The 17634-nt window shown below is 68.7% G+C and carries 17 protein-coding genes; 8 read left to right on the top strand and 9 right to left on the bottom strand.

Annotation, left to right across the window (positions count from 1 at the left end):
- Positions 1-230: 230 nt before the first annotated feature.
- The 4 genes from DVK03_RS04125 (at position 231) to DVK03_RS04110 (ending at position 4232) form a co-directional block, all read left to right on the top strand.
- Positions 231-1427, top strand: coding sequence for a restriction endonuclease (locus DVK03_RS04125; RefSeq protein ID WP_115802289.1), 1197 nt, complete (start codon positions 231-233; stop codon positions 1425-1427).
- Between the two features lie 79 nt (positions 1428-1506).
- Positions 1507-2109, top strand: a complete 603-nt coding sequence (locus tag DVK03_RS04120) for an NfeD family protein (RefSeq protein ID WP_115802288.1) — start codon at positions 1507-1509, stop codon at positions 2107-2109.
- 139 nt (positions 2110-2248) lie between these two features.
- Positions 2249-3526: an SPFH domain-containing protein gene (locus DVK03_RS04115; RefSeq protein WP_115802287.1), complete on the top strand. Its 1278-nt coding sequence runs from the start codon at positions 2249-2251 to the stop codon at positions 3524-3526.
- A gap of 82 nt (positions 3527-3608) precedes the next feature.
- Positions 3609-4232, top strand: a complete 624-nt coding sequence (locus DVK03_RS04110; RefSeq protein WP_004064346.1) for a MarR family transcriptional regulator — start codon at positions 3609-3611, stop codon at positions 4230-4232.
- A gap of 214 nt (positions 4233-4446) precedes the next feature.
- On the opposite strand, the gene DVK03_RS04105 is transcribed toward DVK03_RS04110, so the two are convergent.
- Complete coding sequence (locus tag DVK03_RS04105) at positions 4447-4716, bottom strand: hypothetical protein (RefSeq protein ID WP_004044137.1); 270 nt, start codon at positions 4714-4716, stop codon at positions 4447-4449.
- A 281-nt stretch (positions 4717-4997) separates the two neighbouring features.
- Here DVK03_RS04105 and aglD point away from each other — a divergent pair, with 281 nt between their 5' ends.
- Positions 4998-6872, top strand: a complete 1875-nt coding sequence (gene aglD, locus DVK03_RS04100; RefSeq protein ID WP_006600572.1) for a flippase domain-containing glycosyltransferase AglD — start codon at positions 4998-5000, stop codon at positions 6870-6872.
- 24 nt (positions 6873-6896) lie between these two features.
- Here the strand turns inward: aglD and yjjX are convergent, their stop codons facing one another.
- Positions 6897-7418, bottom strand: a complete 522-nt coding sequence (gene yjjX, locus DVK03_RS04095; protein ID WP_115802286.1) for an inosine/xanthosine triphosphatase — start codon at positions 7416-7418, stop codon at positions 6897-6899.
- A 20-nt stretch (positions 7419-7438) separates the two neighbouring features.
- Complete coding sequence (locus DVK03_RS04090) at positions 7439-8245, bottom strand: helical backbone metal receptor (RefSeq protein ID WP_115802285.1); 807 nt, start codon at positions 8243-8245, stop codon at positions 7439-7441.
- 276 nt (positions 8246-8521) lie between these two features.
- Between DVK03_RS04090 and DVK03_RS04085 the strand changes: the two genes are divergently transcribed.
- From DVK03_RS04085 to DVK03_RS04075, 3 genes are all read left to right on the top strand, one after another.
- Complete coding sequence (locus tag DVK03_RS04085) at positions 8522-9529, top strand: transcription initiation factor IIB family protein (protein ID WP_004044141.1); 1008 nt, start codon at positions 8522-8524, stop codon at positions 9527-9529.
- Between the two features lie 195 nt (positions 9530-9724).
- Positions 9725-10819, top strand: coding sequence for a site-specific DNA-methyltransferase (locus tag DVK03_RS04080; RefSeq protein WP_115802284.1), 1095 nt, complete (start codon positions 9725-9727; stop codon positions 10817-10819).
- A gap of 115 nt (positions 10820-10934) precedes the next feature.
- On the top strand, positions 10935-11330 hold the full coding sequence (locus tag DVK03_RS04075) for a hypothetical protein (RefSeq protein WP_004064351.1): 396 nt from the start codon (positions 10935-10937) through the stop codon (positions 11328-11330).
- Between the two features lie 69 nt (positions 11331-11399).
- Here the strand turns inward: DVK03_RS04075 and DVK03_RS04070 are convergent, their stop codons facing one another.
- From DVK03_RS04070 to trpC, 6 genes are all read right to left on the bottom strand, one after another.
- Positions 11400-12578, bottom strand: a complete 1179-nt coding sequence (locus tag DVK03_RS04070) for a 3-dehydroquinate synthase II (protein ID WP_004064352.1) — start codon at positions 12576-12578, stop codon at positions 11400-11402.
- A 748-nt stretch (positions 12579-13326) separates the two neighbouring features.
- The gene (locus tag DVK03_RS04065) at positions 13327-13740 is read right to left on the bottom strand and encodes a methylated-DNA--[protein]-cysteine S-methyltransferase (protein ID WP_115802283.1); all 414 of its coding nucleotides are present in this window, start codon (positions 13738-13740) and stop codon (positions 13327-13329) included.
- A gap of 91 nt (positions 13741-13831) precedes the next feature.
- Complete coding sequence (locus DVK03_RS04060) at positions 13832-14632, bottom strand: 2-amino-3,7-dideoxy-D-threo-hept-6-ulosonate synthase (RefSeq protein WP_006600578.1); 801 nt, start codon at positions 14630-14632, stop codon at positions 13832-13834.
- A gap of 24 nt (positions 14633-14656) precedes the next feature.
- A complete protein-coding gene (gene trpA / locus DVK03_RS04055; protein ID WP_008605926.1) occupies positions 14657-15490 on the bottom strand; it encodes a tryptophan synthase subunit alpha in 834 nt (277 codons plus the stop codon).
- Complete coding sequence (gene trpB / locus DVK03_RS04050) at positions 15490-16758, bottom strand: tryptophan synthase subunit beta (protein WP_004044149.1); 1269 nt, start codon at positions 16756-16758, stop codon at positions 15490-15492. The genes trpA and trpB overlap by 1 nt, the downstream gene beginning before the upstream one ends.
- On the bottom strand, positions 16755-17510 hold the full coding sequence (gene trpC, locus DVK03_RS04045) for an indole-3-glycerol phosphate synthase (RefSeq protein WP_115802282.1): 756 nt from the start codon (positions 17508-17510) through the stop codon (positions 16755-16757). Before trpC ends, trpB begins: the two co-directional genes overlap by 4 nt.
- Between the last annotated feature and the right edge of the window lie 124 nt (positions 17511-17634).

The raw sequence follows: 17634 nt of genomic DNA, 5'->3' as shown, positions 1-17634 counted from the left end.
ACGCCGGGTTCCGACGCCGGTGGTCGCGCCGCCCGCGCCCGCGACGGACCCACCCGCGGTGGCGACCCCACGGTGGCGACGATATCCCTCCCGGCCGTCGCGTGCTTCGCACCGAACCGGCCGCACGGCGGCCGCGACGCCGACGAACACCCAGACGACAAGATGACACACGACCGACGACGCGGACACGACCGACGACCCGCCCCCGACGGCCCGGAGGGACGCGAACAGTGACGAGACTCGTCGAACTCGAACCGACGAAGTTCGTCCGCTTTCTCTCGGACCTCTGGACGCAGCGAAACTGGCAGACGAACGCTCAGCCCCGCGGCGAGGGGAGATACCTCGTGCAGGGCCAGCGCGGCGACGGCACGAAGGGACTCATGCTCGTGCTCCCGACCGTCGAGACGACCGTCGAAACCGAGCACATCAAGGGCTTCGTCGCGCACGCGAAAAAGCGCGGCGTCGACACCGTCGTCGTCGCCACGCAGGGCGAGTTCGCTGACGCGGTCCGCGGGTTCGCCACGAACCACGACGTGACGCTGTTCGACCGCGACGAACTCGGCGAGACCGTCGCCGACGAGAGCCTCGAACAGACCGTCAAGCAGTACACCGACGGCGACGTGTTCGAGACCGCCGAGGTCGAGTTCGGCCTGCCGTTCGACCTGCCCGAACCCGTGGAAGACGCGTTGGCGTCGCTCCCGATAGCCGCCGTCCGCGAGCGACTCGCCGGGCTCATCGACGGCCGTGGCGACGCCGGTGGTGGTGACGGCGATAACGGCGGCAATAGCGGTGACGGCGGTGGCGGCGATTCCTCGGCGGGGTCGCTCCGCGACAGGCTTCCGTCGTCGGTCGACGACCTGAAATCCGGGTCGCCGCCGAGCGTTCGCGTCGTCGTCGTCGCCGTCCTCTTGCTCGTCCTCGCGCTCGGCTCCGTCGCCGTGCTCGGGCCGATGCTGGACGGACTCGGCGGGTCGAGCGGCGGCGGTTCCGGGGGCGACCACGGCGTCTCCGTCTCCGCCCTGTCGAGTGCGAGCGCCGACTCGGCCGACGTGGTCGCCCGGTGGAACGCCCGAACGACCGACACGCTTCGGGTCGGCAATCAGACGTACGCCCCGCCGGAGGGAGAGCGGTTCGTCGTCGTCGGCTTCAACGCGACGGCCACCGGCGACTCGCCCGGAACCCTGTCGCAGTCGGCGCTCGTGTTCGAATCGGACGGCGTCAGATACGGGCACCAACCGCTGTCGAACGCGACCGGCTTCGACAACGGCGGGCTGTTCGCCCCGGGCGATGACGCGCACGTCTGGACCGTCTTCACCGTGCCGACGAACGCGACCACGGGGACCGTCCTCGTCCAGCCGACCAACGAGGACACCGTGGCGTTCGTCCACGACGACGCCGTCTCGACCGACCCGAACGGCGACGACTGAGCGCGGCCGAATCCGGCGCGTCGAACGCGCGCCGCGTTCGACCCTCAATCCTTAATCGGGCGACGGCCCTAGACCCGGTATGGCATACCCGCCGCTCCCGTTACAGACCGGTCTCGTCAGTCCCGAGACGCTCCCGCTGTTGCTCGTGCTCGCGGGGCTCGGCCTGTCGCTCGCGGAGGCCATCGCCCCCGGCGCGCACTTCGTCGTCCTCGGCGTGGCCCTCCTCGCGGCGGGGCTGGCCGGTCTCCTCATCGCACCGCTGGCAAGCCCGATTATTCTCGGGCTGCTCGTCTTCGTCTTCGGCGCGCTCGCGCTCTACGGCTACCGAGAGCTCGATATCTACGGTGGGAAGGGAGAAGGGAAGACGAGCGACTCGGACGCGCTGACGGGCAAGATGGGGCGCGTCACGGAGCGCGTCACGCCGACCAGCGGCGAGGTCAAACTCGACGAGGGCGGCTTCAACCCCTACTACGCCGCCCGGTCGGTCCACGGCGAACTGGAGGCGGGAACCGAGGTCATCGTCGTCGACCCCGGCGGCGGCAACGTCGTGACCGTCGAGGGAGTCGGTCCCGGCGAGGACGAAATCGACCGCGAACTCGCCCGCGAACGGGCGCGGCGGCACGAGGAGTCCGCGGAGCGAGACGAAGAAGAACTCGAACGCGAGGGCACGGGAGGCGTCTGACCGCCGGCCACGACGCCGCGGTCGGCCCGAACCCCCACCGACCCGAACCGCCATCTGACGCCCCGTCAGCCCCGAAACCGTCCGACGTGACGCCCGTATCACACGAATACTTATCATTCTGCCAACCCAAGGCGGGCGTATGGACCTACTTGCCCTCCAAGCGGGGCTGGGTATCGGAGGCGTCGTCGTCGGCCTCCTCGTGCTCGTCCTCGCCATCGTGACGGTGTACCAGATGGTCGAAATCGTGGACGCCTACGAGAAGAAGGCGCTCACGGTGTTCGGTGAGTTCCGACGGCTCCTTGAACCGGGTATCAACTTCATCCCGCCGTTCGTCTCTCGGACCTACGCGTTCGACATGCGGACCCAGACGCTCGACGTGCCCCGGCAGGAAGCCATCACGCGCGACAACTCGCCGGTCACGGCCGACGCGGTCGTCTACATCAAGGTGATGGACGCGAAGAAGGCGTTCCTCGAAGTCGACGACTACAAGCGCGCCGTCTCCAACCTCGCCCAGACGACACTCCGGGCGGTCCTCGGGGACATGGAACTCGACGACACGCTCAACAAGCGCCAGGAAATCAACGCCCGCATCCGCAAGGAGCTCGACGAGCCGACCGACGAGTGGGGCGTCCGCGTGGAGTCCGTCGAGGTCCGCGAGGTCAACCCCAGCGCCGACGTGCAGCAGGCGATGGAGCAGCAGACCTCCGCCGAGCGCCGCCGCCGCGCCATGATTCTCGAAGCGCAGGGTGAGCGCCGCTCCGCCGTCGAGCAGGCCGAGGGTGAAAAGCAGTCGAACATCATCCGCGCGCAGGGTGAAAAGCAGTCGCAGATTCTCGAAGCGCAGGGTGACGCCATCTCGACGGTGCTCCGCGCGAAGTCCGCCGAGTCGATGGGCGAGCGCGCCATCATCGACAAGGGGATGGAGACGCTCGAACGCATCGGACAGGGCGAGTCGACGACGTTCGTCCTCCCGCAGGAGCTCACCTCGCTCGTGGGCCGCTACGGCAAACAGCTCACCGGCTCCGACGTACAGGACATGGAGGGGCTGTCGAGCAAGCAGTTCGACGAGGAGACCCGCGAGCTCATCGGCCTCGACGACATCGAGGAGATCCTCGGCCAGATAGACCAAGCCGCGGAGATGAACGTCGAACAGCTCGAACAGGAGGCCGAGGCCATCAAGGCCGGCGCGGAGGTCAACGACATCAAGTCGCCCGACGAGGTCATCGCCGAGGCCGACGAGGACGAACAGCCCATCAAGTCGTCCGACGAGGTCGTCGCGGAAAGCGAGGGCGCAGGGGACGCGGCCGCGACCGACGGCTCGGCGGACGCGAACTCCGCGGGCAACGGCCAACCGGCCGCCGACGAGGCCGACGACGACGACGAAAGCGAGATGTCCTTCGAGAAGGACCTCGAATAGTCGCATCGACGGACCGTCCCGGATTCAGACGGGTGTACACGCCGAAGCCCTTTTCTTCGCGCCGTCTCGTATGTGGAGGTAGATGTCGAACCGCCGGGTAGACGAAGACAAGCGCGCGACCCTCCGTCGATTCGCCGCGCTCGGGGCCGCCACGCCGCTCGTGGGCCTCGGGGGCGGCGACGACGGCGAGGACGACTCGTCGGGGTCGAGCGACGCGCGGGACGCCATCGTCGGCTACGTCGCGTCGACGCCCGGCGCGCACTTCTCGAAGGTCCGCGACGACCTCCAGTTGGGAACCGGCGAGACGCAGTACCACCTTCGGAACCTCGTCGACGACGACACCCTCGAAGTCAGCCGCGACGGCGACTACAAGCGGTTTTTCCCCGCGGGCCGGTTCTCGGAGTTCGAGCAGGTCACCCTCGGCTACCTGCGCCGCGACACGCCGCGCGGGATGCTCGTCCACCTGCTTCGCGACCCCGCGGCGACGGGGAGCGAACTCGCCGCCCGACTGGGCGTCTCGCGGGCGACGGTGAGCACCTACGCGAAGGAACTCGACGCCGTGGGCCTCCTCTCGCGCGAGGACGGCTACGCGGTCCGCAACCCTGAGACGGTTATCACGCTGCTGATTCGCTACGCCGACTCCTTCGGCTCCGACGCCGCGGCGTTCGCTGACGACGCGGCCGAACTCATCCGCTTCGACCCCTGACCGGGCCGGGAGTCGGTGCCGGCGCTGCTCCGTCGATTCGGAACCAGAACATTCAGCGGCGGCGCTGGGACGCGAAAAAACCCGAAAAAACAGGGATGGAACGACGTGGGGTGGGAGACGACGGCGTTCCGTGCGTGGTGGCGCGAGGGAGGACGCGCCGGGGTGCACGCCGGAGACGGCGTGCGGCGGGGCAGAGTGAAGCGTCAGCGGGGGCTCAGACGGTCACCTTCCACGTCGTGCCGGAGGAGTAGCCCCACTTCTCGACGGTCACGTCGAAGTCGCCGTCGAGGATGGGACGCATGTTCGCGCCGACCTCCTTCGCGGAGAGGTCGAGGTCGTCGGCGATGAGGCGGGATTTGAAGTACGTCTTCGCGCCGGCGTTCGAGCGGAGGTAGTCGAGGATGCGGCGCTGTTTCTCCGAGAGGCTGGGTTTGGTGTCGGGGGCTTCGCCCTCGACCGCGGCGGCGGAGGCGGTCGTGCTCATACCTACACAGAGAGACGAGACGCCTATCAGGGGTTTGGTACGGGAGCTTAACACGTCGCCGTCTTGCGATTTTCCCCAAAAACGAGCCCTCGGGGAGGCCCCACCGCGCCGTCGCAGGTACAGTCGCCTAACAGCCACGCAACGCGGACACATCAACGGGGAGACAGTCGGGGGAGACCGGCACGCCGTCGAACGCGCGAGCGCTCCGAACTTCCGTCTAAGCGGAGCGTACCGACTCCAAGACAGAAAATTCATACGCGGATAGCGGCCATACGACGACAATGGGTCGCCCGACAGAACGACGCCCGACCGCCGCAACCGCGGCCGGCGTCGAAGTGAGCGTTGTCCTCCCCGCCTACAACGAGGCGCGGACCATCGAGAACACGGTCCGCGTCACCGTCGAGACGCTCGAATCGTTCCTCCCCGCCGACGCCTTCGAGGTCATCGTGGCCGAAGACGGCTGCGACGACGAGACGCCGGCGATAGCCGACCGGCTGGCCGCCGAGGACGACCGGATTCGCCACTACCACAGCGACGACCGCCTCGGCCGCGGCGGTGCGCTCGAACGCGCCTTCGAGGCCGCCCACGGCGGCACGCTCGTCTACTTCGACACGGACCTCGCCACGGACATGCGCCACCTCGAAGAGCTGGTCGAGCGCGTCCGCTCCGGCGAGTACGACGCCGCGACCGGGTCGCGCTGGATGCCCGACCGCGTCGCCGACCGCCCGCCGAAACGCGGCGTGCCGAGCCGCGTCTACAACGGCCTCGTCCGCCTGTTCCTCCGCTCCGACCTCCGAGACCACCAGTGCGGCTTCAAGGCGTTCAGCCGCGAGACGTTCGAGGCGCTCCGAGACGACGTGGAAGACGACCACTGGTTTTGGGACACGGAGATGCTCGTCCGGGCGCAGCGCGCGGGCTTCCGAGTCGCCGAGTTCCCCGTCGATTGGGAGCCGAAAGGCGACACGAAAGTCGACCTCGTCCGCGACGTCCTCGGGATGGGAAGCCAGATTCTCCGGACGTGGTGGCAGCTCACGGTCCGGCCGCGCATCACCCGCCGGGTGACCATCGTCGCCGGCCTGCTTTTGACCGTCTTCGCGCTCGCGCTGATGACGCTGTACATCGACCCCTCGGAGGTCATCTCGGTGCTCGGCGACGCCGACCCCGCGCTCGTCGCGGCCGCCGCGATTATCTACGTCGTCTCGTGGCCGCTCCGGGGGATTCGCTACCGCGACATCCTCCGCGAACTCGGCTACCGCGAGAAGGCGGGCTTCCTCACGGGGGCGATATTCATCAGTCAGACCGGGAACCTCGTGTTCCCCGCCCGCGCGGGCGACGCCGTGCGCGCCTACGTCGTGAAGGCGCGCCGGAACATCCCGTACCCCTCGGGCTTCGCGTCGCTGGCGGTCGAGCGCGTCTTCGACCTGCTCACCATCGCGGGGCTCGCGGGCGTCGTCCTCGTCGGCCTCGCGGCGACCGGCGGCCTCGACGACATCGCCACCGTGCTCGCGACCGGCGTGAGCGGCGGCTCGGTCGACGTGTCGGCCGACGACGTGCGCACCGTCGCCTACGTCGCCACCGGCGTCGGCGTCGTCGCCATCCTCGGCGTCCTCGGCATCGCGCTGTCGGCCCGCGCGGACCGGAACGTCGTCCGGGCGTTCGTCGGCCGGTTCTCGTCTGACTCCTACGTCGAACTCGTCGCGGGCGTCATCGAGCAGTTCGTCTCCGACTTGCAGGCGGTCGCCGGCAACCGCGCCGCCTTCGGCCGCGTCGGTCTGACGAGCCTCGCCATCTGGACCGTCGACGTGGTGACCGCGGTCGTCGTCCTGCTCGCGCTCGGCGTCGACATCGACCCCGTCGTGCTCGTCGGCGTCTCGTTTTTCGCCGTGAGCGTTGGCAACCTCGCGAAGGTGCTTCCGCTCTCGCCCGGCGGCGTCGGCCTCTACGAAATCGCCTTCACGGTGTTCATGGCCGCGCTCGCGCCGGTCACGCCCGCCGCCGCGCTCGCCGCCGCGGTCCTCGACCACGCGGTGAAAAACGCCGTCACCATCGTCGGCGGCGTCGGCTCGATGCTGTCGCTCAACGTCTCGCTGACGACCGCGGTCGAAGAGAGCGCCGAGGTGCGCGACCGCGAACACGAACTCGCCGACTCGAAGTGACGTGCGCAGTCGGCTCAGTCCGACTCAGTACAGTTCACACCGGAACGGCGCGAACGCGCCCGTGACGGCCGATTCGAGCGCGTCGGTTCGAGTGAGGCGGCCGCCGGTGAACACGCCCGCCGCGCCCTCGTTTTTCGCGATATCGTCGGTGCCGAGCACGTCGTCCATCACCGGGCCGAGTTCCTCGCCCGCGTCGATGCGGTCCGCGATGCGGGCGGGGAGCGCGAGGCTCGGTCCCGCCGCGCGACCGACGCGCTCGCCGTCGGTCACGGCCGCCCACATCACGAGGTACAGGTCGGTCTCGTCTGTGCCGTCGCCGGCCGAGAAGGCCGCCACGCCGCCCTCGATGCCGACGCCGAAGTCGTAGTCGCCCGCGTCGAGGGCTCGTTCCGCGCGGGTGACCGCGCCCGCGATGGTCTCGTCGTGGCCCGTCGGCTGTTCGGAGACGCCCGAGTCGACGGCGACCGCCGCCACGGAGGCGTCGGGACAGGTTCGTTCGACCGCGCGCCGCTTCACCGGGTTGCCGCTTCCGACCGCGATGTCCATGTCGGAAGCGCGTCGCCCGGTTATTTCCCTTCGTCGGATTCGGTCGGGGTCGCGGTCGCAGTCTCGGACGCGGCCGCCCACGGCTCGGGGAGGTCGGCGTCGGGGTGCAACAGCCGCGCGAGGCGGTCGACGCCCGAGACGACGGCGGGACTCGGCTGATTGAGAAGCGAGTCGTCGACGGCGTGGACCGCGGCGTCGAGATTCCACCCGCGAGCGTCGAACGCCTCGGGGTCGCCGCGCTCGCCTTTTCCGCAGGGATGGAGAACCACGTGGTCGGGGTCGGCGGCCGCGACGGTCTCGGGGTCGACTTCGGCGGACCGCTCGCCGGGCGCGACGAGCGGAGCGGTACCGCCGGCGACGCGGACGAGGTCGGGAACCCAGTTGCCCGCGGCCATCGGCGGGTCCGCCCACTCCTCGCAGTAGACGGCCGGGCGGTCGCGGCCGGCGACCGCGTCGGCGACGCGGGCGAGGTGGTCGCGGCAGTCGTCGGCGAGCGCCGCCCCCGCGCCGGCGTCGCCCGCGGCGTCGCAGACGACGGGAAACGAGTCGAGCACCTCGTCGAGCGTCGCGGGCGCGACGTGAACCACGTCGTAGCCGCGGTCGCGGGCCGCCGTCGCGACGTCCGACTGGAGGTCGTCGCAGGTGCAGACGGCGTCGGCGTCGAGGTCGTCGACCCGGTCGAAATCGGGGTTCAGCCAGCCGCCGACGACCGGCTTGTCGGTCGACGAGTGAACGGTCGCCCCGACGACGTGGGCGTCGAGACCGGCGGCGGTGAGAATCGCTGTCGCGCTCGGCGCGAGCGAGACGACGCGGGGGGTCGCGGCCATGTGTAGTCGTAGCAACGCACCTTCGTGAAAAGTATGTGTCGCGTCGTCGGCCGCCGGGACGCCGGCGGGGCGTCACCGATGAGTCGCCGGCGAGGTCTCGAATCCCTCACGAACCTCAATCACTCGTGTGATGGCCTCGCACGGGTGAACGCCGCCGCTTGCCGAAAGCGATACCAAACCATTTATGCGGTCGTCTGCGGTTGCTGGTGTTACGGACAGCATCCGGGTTCTAGCCGCCTCTAACCACCCATTCCCGGAGCACCCGCCGTCGTATCCATGAGTGAACGAATCTGGACCCGAAACCCCGGCGCACAGGAGCAGGAACGAAACACGCAGAACGGCCGACAGGAGGCCGAGACCGAACAGGAAGAGACGAAGGGCGACACGCTTCAGTGCCCCGAGTGCGGCGGTCACGTCGTCACCGACGACGAACACGGCGAGACCGTCTGTAACGACTGCGGCCTCGTCGTGACCGCCGACTCCGTCGACCGCGGCCCCGAGTGGCGCGCGTTCGACGCCCGCGAGAAAGACGAGAAGTCCCGCGTCGGCGCGCCGACGACCAACACGATGCACGACAAGGGCCTGTCGACCAACATCGACTGGCGCGACCGCGACGCGTACGGGAACTCGCTGGGCGCGCGCCAGCGCCAGAAGATGCAGCGGCTCCGCAAGTGGAACGAGCGGTTCCGCACCCGCGACTCCAAGGAGCGCAACCTCAAGCAGGCGCTCGGTGAAATCGACCGCATGGCCTCGGCGCTCGGCCTCCCCGAGAACGTCCGCGAGACCGCCTCGGTCATCTACCGCCGCGCGCTCGACGACGACCTGCTGCCCGGTCGCTCCATCGAGGGCGTCGCCACGTCGTGTACCTACGCCGCCGCCCGCATGGCCGGCGTCCCGCGCTCGCTCGACGAAATCGCGGAGGTCTCGCGCGTCGAGAAGAGCGAGGTCGCCCGCACCTACCGCTACATCGCCCGCGAACTCTCGCTCGAAGTCAAGCCCGCCGACCCCGAGCAGTACGTCCCGCGGTTCGCCAGCGAGCTCGGCCTCTCCGACGAGTCGAAGATGCGCGCGCGCCAACTCCTGAAGAACGCCAAGGAGAAGGGCGTCCACTCGGGTAAGTCGCCGGTCGGCCTCGCCGCCGCCGCCGTCTACGCCGCCGCCCTCCTCACCAACGAGAAGACGACGCAGGCCGCCGTCAGCGACGTGGCCGACATCTCCGAGGTCACCATCCGCAACCGCTACCACGAACTCCTCGAAGCCGAGGAGAACCTCGGCCTCGTCTGAGGACCGAGTCGGACCCCCGCGCCGAACCGCGGTTCGACCCGGACGAGCGTCTCGATTTCCGCTTATTCGCCCGCCAGCGGCGGCGCTCGACGCGACGGGTCACGGTAGAATCGAACCGCACGAGCCGACGGCACCGCGGCGGCCGTCCCCGCGCCGAGGCGAAGGGTTTTGTTTCGGGGGAAATACGTCCGTACGATGCGCACGACGCACGCCCTCACGGTGGGCGACGCCGCCGACACCGGACTCGCCGACGAGAGCGTGAACCTCGTCGTCACGTCGCCGCCCTACCCCATGATAGAGATGTGGGACGACCTCTTTTCGGCGCGCGACGACGCCGTCGACGCGGCGCTCGACGCGGGCGACGGCGACGCCGCGTTCGAGGCGATGCACGAACAGCTCGACGCCGTCTGGGACGAGGTGGCCCGCGTGCTCGCGCCCGGCGGGGTCGCCTGCGTGAACGTCGGTGACGCGACCCGGAGCCTCGACGGGTCGTTTCGCCAGTACCCCAACCACGCCCGCGTGCTCACGGCGCTCAGCGAGCGCGGACTGACGCCGCTTCCGGACGCCGTCTGGCGGAAGCCGACGAACCGCCTGACGAAGTTCATGGGGTCGGGGACGCTCCCGACGAACGCCTACGTCACCCTCGAACACGAGTACGTGCTGGTGGTTCGGAAGGGCGACCCGCGGTCGTTCCCGCCGGGCGACGACCGGCGCTACGAGAGCGCCTTCTTCTGGGAGGAGCGCAACCGCTGGTTCTCCGACCTCTGGGAGTTCGGCGGGACCGACCAGCGCCTCGATTCGGGGGCCAGAGAGCGCTCGGCGGCGTTTCCCGTCGAACTGCCGCTGCGCCTGATTCGGATGTACTCGGTCTACGGCGACACCGTCTTCGACCCCTTCGTCGGCACCGGGACCACGACGCTCGCGGCCATGCTCGCCGGCCGGGACTCCGTCGGCTACGACCTCGACGCCGACCTCGTCTCGGGGTTCGAACGCCGACTCGACGACCTCCCGGAACGCTCGCGCGCGGAGGTCGAACGCCGACTCGACGCCCACCGCGAGTTCGTCGCCGGCCGCGACGAGCCACCCGGTCACGACGCCGAACACTACGACTTCCCGGTCGTGACGAAACAGGAGCGCCGCATCCGTCTGTACCGAGTGTCGTCGGTCGAGGCGTCGGCCGACGGCGCGAACCGCGAGTTCGCCGTCGAACACGAGCCGTTCGACGGGACCGAGGCGGCCGCGGCGTCGGAGCGCTCCGAACCCTCGGAAGACGCGACGACGACCGACTGAGGTCGAACAACTCGAATTCGAGAGTTTCAGACGCCATCGGCGGGATTCGGTAGTGAGTTGCTGACTGTCCGACAATCCAGACGTTTAAGAGCGCGGACGACGACGCCAACGAACGATGCCCGATGCTCGTCGTCGCGCGTTCGTCGCCGCCCTCGTCGGCGTGGTTGGTGCCTCGCTCGGAATCGCCGGGGCGGGCCACGTCTACCTCCGCGAGTGGCGACGCGCAATCGCGTGGTTCACCTTCGTCGTCGGCGCGGGACTGGTGTTGCTCTCGACGTTCACCGACCCGGCGACCGTGACGGTGGACTCGCTTCCCAGAGAGGTGCTGTTCCCCGTCCTCGGACTGCTGTTTCTGAGCGCGCTCGACGCCTACCGCGTCGGAAGCCGCCCGCGCGGCCGCAACGCGAACGGCGAGCCGACCTGCCCGGTCTGCGGCGGCGAACTCGACCGGAACCTCGACTTCTGTCCGTGGTGTGCGACGGAGCTCGAATGGTACACGGTCGAAGGATAGAGAACGTCGACGAACGCCCGCCGCTGCGCGCGACGCTGCGTTCGAGTCCGAAAAAACGCGTTCCGTCCGTTACTTCTCGATGATGCTCTCTTCGACAGCCTCACCGAAGTGGCGCGCCGTGTCTTCGTAGTAGATGAGCATCTCGTCGCCGGGTTCGAGGTCGGTGACCGCGGTCCGACCCTCTCGGGTGTGGACCTTGATTGTCTCGGCGTTCTGGAGGAGCGTCGTGACGCGGTCGCCCTCGTAGTCCGCGGAGATGCGGAACATCGGCCGCTTTTCGATTTTCACGCGCCCGACGATGGCCTCGCGGGTGTTGCCGTTCGTGTCGATGAGCTGTACCTCGTCGCCGCTTTCGAGTTCGGAGAGGTAGACCGTGCCGCCGTCGGGGGTCCGCGCGTAGGCGTGGACCGCGCCGGCGTTGACTCTAAACGGCCGAGACGCGACGTACGGAGACTTCGCCGTCTCGGCGTGGACGAAGAACAGGCCGCGGGCCATCGAGCCGACGAGCATCCCCTCGTCGTGGTCCATAATCGTGCCCGTATCGACGCAGACGCGGTCGGCCATGCCCGTGCGTTCGACCTCCGTGACCTCGGCCCAGACGAGGTCGAGCGACTCGCGTTCGGCCTCGTCGCGGACCTCGACGGTCTTTCGAATCTCGTCGGGGTCGTCGCTGTCGAGGAGGACGCCGTCGGAGCCGAGTTCGAGCGTCTCGAAGGCGGTCTTGGCCTCCTCGGCGGTCGTGACGCCCGCGATGAGGTCGGTCTCCTCGCCGATGCGGGCGATGAGGTTCTCCAGCGGGATGATGGTCCAGTCCTCGCCGATGACGATGGTGTAATCGCCGTCGCGGGCGGCCTCCTCGGCGAACGCCTCGTAGTCCTTGCTCAGGATGCGGACGTACGAGCCGTTTGCGAGGTCGTCGCCGCGGCGGAGCGTCGTCAGGTCGGCAGACCCGGAGAAGTCCGAGGGGAGTTCGACGGTCGCGTCGCCCTCGCCGTCCTTGCCGACGATGTAGGCGTCGGCGAGCGCCGGGGGCTCGGCGTCGTCTTCCTCTGCTTCCATCACGTGGACGTCCGCGTCGGTCCGGAACGCAGCGACGTTGACGTCGCCGAGTTCGCGCACCCGCTCGACGTCGGCCTCGTCGACGAGGACCCAGTCGACGCCGGCTTCCAGTCCGGCCGTGATGCGTCGCTTCCGCGTCTCCCAGTCGCCGACCGCGTCGTCGGCTTTGAGCCAGACGCTTCGTGTCATTATCGACTTCACTCGGTGGGCGGGCTTGAACGTGGCGAATGAACCAACGGACGGCGAGCGGATAGCGAACGGACAGCGACGGGCCGGGACGCTTGAGCGCCCCACCAGAATTCCATATCGCGCTATACGATTTATTAGAGTGGATTCAGGGCAGAATCGACGGTCGGACGACGATTCCAACCGCCGACGCGAGTCGAGCGAGAGCGGCGACTCGCCTCACTCAGTTACTCTCAACTCCCACCGAGTCGGCGGTTTGGTCGTCCCGACTCGGGTCAGTGTGCCTGCAACCTCGAAAGACAGCAGGTCGCGCGTGACTCGTGAATGCGTCGTCATCGGTGTTTCTGTCATCGAGCTCGCCAATCCACGGAAATAGAACACAGCGGCCACACCGAATCAACCGCCGACACCACGAGAGCGACGACGGAGGCGATTCGTCAGCACCGCACACCCGTACCGAGAAGGTCGCTGAAATCGACCGCGTGGGACCCCGTCTCGGGTGTAGAACTCCGGGGTTCGAGGCTAGAAGACGGGGGTCGCGGCCGGTCGAACGTCGTTCTCTCACTCTATCCGCGGAATCCGACAACGACCGGCCAGACAACTGAACCGCGTCACGAACGCGGTTCCGCGAACGACGCGTCAGAACCTGGAGAAACCGATTCTTGGGTGCGCGCACGGCGCTCGCACCACACCGACCACGACAGCGCCCGGCCGGTTCGACAGTCAATAAACCGATTACGGCGATATGAAATCAGTCAAATCGGTCCAGCCCCGTCTGGACCGCGCCGCGCTCGCGGTCGAGAAGCGCGCGCTTCAGGTCGACGCCGCCGGCCGCGGAGAAGCCGCCGAGGGAGTCCGCGCCGACGACGCGGTGGCACGGGACGACGAGCGGGACCGGGTTCCGTCCGCAGGCCTGTCCGACGGCGACCGCGTGGCTGTCGAGTTCGGCCGCAACCTCGCCGTACGTTCGGGTCTCGCCGTACGGAATCGACGCCATCACGCGCATCACGTCGCCGGTAAAGGAGTCGGGAAATCGCACGTCCACGTCGAACTCGCGGCGCTCCCCGCGTTCGTACTCGACGAGTTGGTTTCGGAGCGAGTCGGCAGCACAGTCGATACGTCGGTCGTCTACCTCGACCGCGAACCCCCACATGGTGACGCGCATGGGTAGCGTTCGCGCTCAGCGGGTATCTAGTTGTAGGCCAGCGGTGTCGGGAAAACAGAACCCCGTGGAACGCCGCGAATCGCGAGTCGCGTTACGCCTCGATGCCGAGCCCGGCGCGTTCGAGCGCGGTGTCCACATCTGCGTCGTCGTGGATGACGGCGCTGACGGCGCGGGTGATGGCCTCGGGGTTCTCGTGCTGGAAGATGGACCGACCCATGGAGACGCCGGCCGCGCCGGCGTCCATCGTGCCGCGGACCATCTCCACCGTCTCGCGGTCGGTGCCGCGACTGCCGCCGGCGATGACGACCGGCAGGCGCGTGGCCTCGACGACGCGACCGAAGGACTCCGCGTCGCCGCTGTATGCCGTCTTCACCACGTCGGCACCGACCTCCTCGGCGAGGCGGACGGCGTGGGCGAGCGCCTCGGGGTCCTGTTCGTCGATGCCGGGGCCGCGGGCGTAGGACATCGCGAGAACGGGCACGCCGAAGTCGGCGGCGCGAGAACAGAGGTCAGCGAGCTGCGTCATCTGGTCGGGCTCGTAGTCCGAGCCGACGTTGATATGGAAGGAGACGGCGTCGGCACCGACGCGGAGGGCGTCTTCGACGGTTCCGGTGAGTCGCTTGTCGTTTTCGTCCGGGCCGATGTCCGTCGAGCCGTTTACGTGGACGATGTAGCCTTTGCCGTTTTTGTTCGGGTGGACGCGCGGCGCGGTCCCCTTGTGCGTGAGGACGGCGTCAGCGCCGCCGCGCGTGATGCCGTCGATAGTGGATTCGATATCGACGAGGCCCGTGACCGGGCCGAGGGTGATGCCGTGGTCCATCGGGACGATGAGGTATCGCCCGTCTGTGGAGATGCGGTCGAGTCGTGCGGAGAGTCCGACGTCTGTGTTCATGTATGAGAAAGGGTGGCAGAGCAGTTATGTGCGTTCCGGATGCGGTGGGCGTTGCGACGCGCCCGCTACCGCACCGTCTTTGAGTTCGCGGGCGAGCGTTTCGAGTCGGTCCGCGACCGTTTCGGCGTCGTCGCCGTTCTCGTGGCCCTCGGCGACGATGTCGACGAGCGCGCTGCCGACGATGATGCCGTCGGCACCGCTGGCGACGATGCGCTCGGCGTGGTCGCCGCTGCTGATTCCGAAGCCGACCGCCTTGGGCACGTCGTAGTCGGTGAGTCGTTCGAGCGACGAGCCGGTCTGGTCGGAGACGCTCGACTGCGCGCCCGTCGTGCCGAGGCGCGCCTGCACGTAGACGTAGCCCGAGACCTGTTCCATGATGCGGTCGAGGCGCTCGCCGCGGGTCGTCGGCGCGACGATGAACACGAGGTCGAGGCCGAACTCGTCGCAGGCCTCGCGGAGCGGGCCGGCCTCCTCGGCCGGCAGGTCGGGCACGACGAAGCCCTCGATGCCGACTTCGGCGGCCTTCTCGACGAACGGCCGCGGTCCGGGTTCATCGCCGTAGCGATAGATGAGGTTGTAGTAGGTCATACAGACCAGCGGCACCGACACGTCGAGGTCCTCGACGAACTCGAAGAAGCGCGTCGGCGTCATGCCGCCTTCGAGCGACCGAACCACCGCGTTCTGGATGGTCGGCCCCTCGGCGATGGGCTCCGAGAACGGAAGCCCGAGTTCGATGACGTCCGCGCCGCCGCGTTCGAGCGCCTCGACGTATTCGAGCGAGGACTCGTAGTCGGGGTCGCCGGCGGCGAGATAGGGGACGAACGCCGGGCCGTCGGAGAAGGCGTCTTCGAGCGACATCACAGGCCCCCCGTGAACTCGTCCATGTTCGGCGCGATATCGATGTCGCGCTCGTAGGTCTCCTCGATGGCCGATTCGAGGTCTTTGTCGCCGCGACCGGAGACGTTGACCACGACGTACTCGCCGAGGTCGTCCGCGTTCTCGGCGTCGGGCGCGTCGGGACCGACGACCGATTCGAGGTAGCCGAACGCGTGGGCCGACTCCAGCGCGGGGATGATGCCCTCCATCTGCGAGAGCCGGTGGAATGCGGTCAGCGCCGCGTCGTCGTCGACGTTGACGGCGGTGACGCGGCCGGTGTCCACGAGGTGTGCGAGTTCGGGGCCGACGCCGGCGTAGTCGAGGCCGGACGACACCGAGTGCGACTCCATAATCTGGCCGTCGCGGTCCTGCAAGAGCCGGGTGCGCGCGCCGTGGAGAATGCCCTCCGACCCGGTCGTGAGCGACGCCGAGTTGGGCGCGACGCCGGCTTCCTCGTCCACTTCGAGCGTCGAGCCGCCGGCCTCGACGGCGTAGAGCGCGGTCTCCTCGTCGTCGACGAACTCGGCGAACGCGCCCATCGTGTTCGAGCCGCCGCCCGCGCAGGCGACGACGGCGTCGGGGAGCCGGCCGAGTTTCTCTCTGGCCTGCGTGCGGGCCTCCTCGGAGATGACCGACTGGAAGTCCCGAACCATGCTCGGGAACGGGTGCGGGCCGACGACGGAGCCGATGACGTAGTGGGTGTCCTCGACGTTGGTCGCCCAGTCGCGCATCGTCTCGGAGATGGCCTCCTTGAGCGTGCCGCGGCCAACGGTGACGGGGTTCACCTCGGAGCCGTTGAGCTTCATCCGGAAGACGTTGGGGCGCTGGCGGTTGATGTCGCGCTCGCCCATGTAAATCTCGCAGGGCATATCGAGGTGCGCGCAGGCCATCGCCGTGGCGGTGCCGTGCTGGCCCGCGCCGGTCTCGGCGATGATGCGCTCTTTGCCCATGTACTTCGCCAGTAAGACCTGCCCGAGGGCGTTGTTGAGCTTGTGCGCGCCGCCGTGCAGCAGGTCCTCGCGCTTGAGGTAGACCTCGCGGTCGTAGCGCTCCGAGAGTCGGTCCGCGCGCTGGAGGGGCGTCGGTCGCCCGCCGAAGTCCCGCAGTCGCGCGCGGAAGTCGTCCATGAAGCCGTCTTCGTTGTCGAGGACGTACCGCTCGTACGCGTCGGTCAGTTCCTCGATGGCCGGCATGAGTGCCTCGGGAACGTACTGTCCGCCGTAGTCGCCGAATTTGCCGTCTGCGCTCATTGTGTGAGTGTCTCCGTGTTCTGTCGCACGTCGCCGTCCATGATGGCGGTCCCGACGAGGAGGGCGTCGGCACCGGCCTCGCGCATCCGCCGCGCGTCGTCGACCGTCTGCACGCCGCTTTCGGCCACGAGAAGCACGTCCTCGGGCGCTTCGGGCGCGAGTTCCTCGAACGTGCCGAGGTCGACTTCCAGCTTCCCGAGGTCGCGGTTGTTGATGCCGACGATGTCGGCACCGGCCGCGAGCGCCGCCGTGAACTCCTCGCGCGTGTGGACCTCCACGAGCGGCTGGAAGCCGCGGTCGCGGGCCGCCTCGACGAGGGCCGGGAGGTCCTCGCCGACGAACCGCGCGATGAGGAGCACGAGGTCGGACTCGACGACGTCCAGTTGGGCCTCGTTCATGACGAAGTCCTTGCGGAGGACGGGCACGTCGACGGCCTCGCGGATGCGCCGCAGCGACTCGGCGGAGCCGCCGAAGTGCTCGGGTTCGGTGAGGACCGACAGCGCCGTCGCGCCGCCGGCGACCATCTCGCGGGCCAGTTCGACCGGGTCGTCCTCGCGGACGCCCTCGGTCGTCGGACTCGTGGGCTTCACCTCGGCGATGACGGGGACCCGACCCGCGGCCTCCGTCTCGGCCACGGCCTCGGGGAACGACCGCGCGTCGACCGACACGCGCGTCTCCCCGCCGGGTCGCTCCCGCGCGGCCTCCAAGATGGCGCGCACGTCGGGAGCTAATTCGTCTCCACTAGCGTTCATTGATGTACACTAACGCACGTATCTGTACATAAGACTTGCGTCGGCGGGGACACTCACCGTCTCTCACGTGCGCGCGGGCGAGAGCGCACGGCGAGGTATCGGCCACCCGAACCGAGCGCAGTCA

Origin of the sequence: Haloferax sp. Atlit-109R (assembly GCF_003665865.1) — an archaeon.
Taxonomy (GTDB): Archaea; Halobacteriota; Halobacteria; order Halobacteriales; family Haloferacaceae; genus Haloferax; species Haloferax volcanii.
This window is presented reverse-complemented; position numbering and strand designations above follow the sequence as displayed.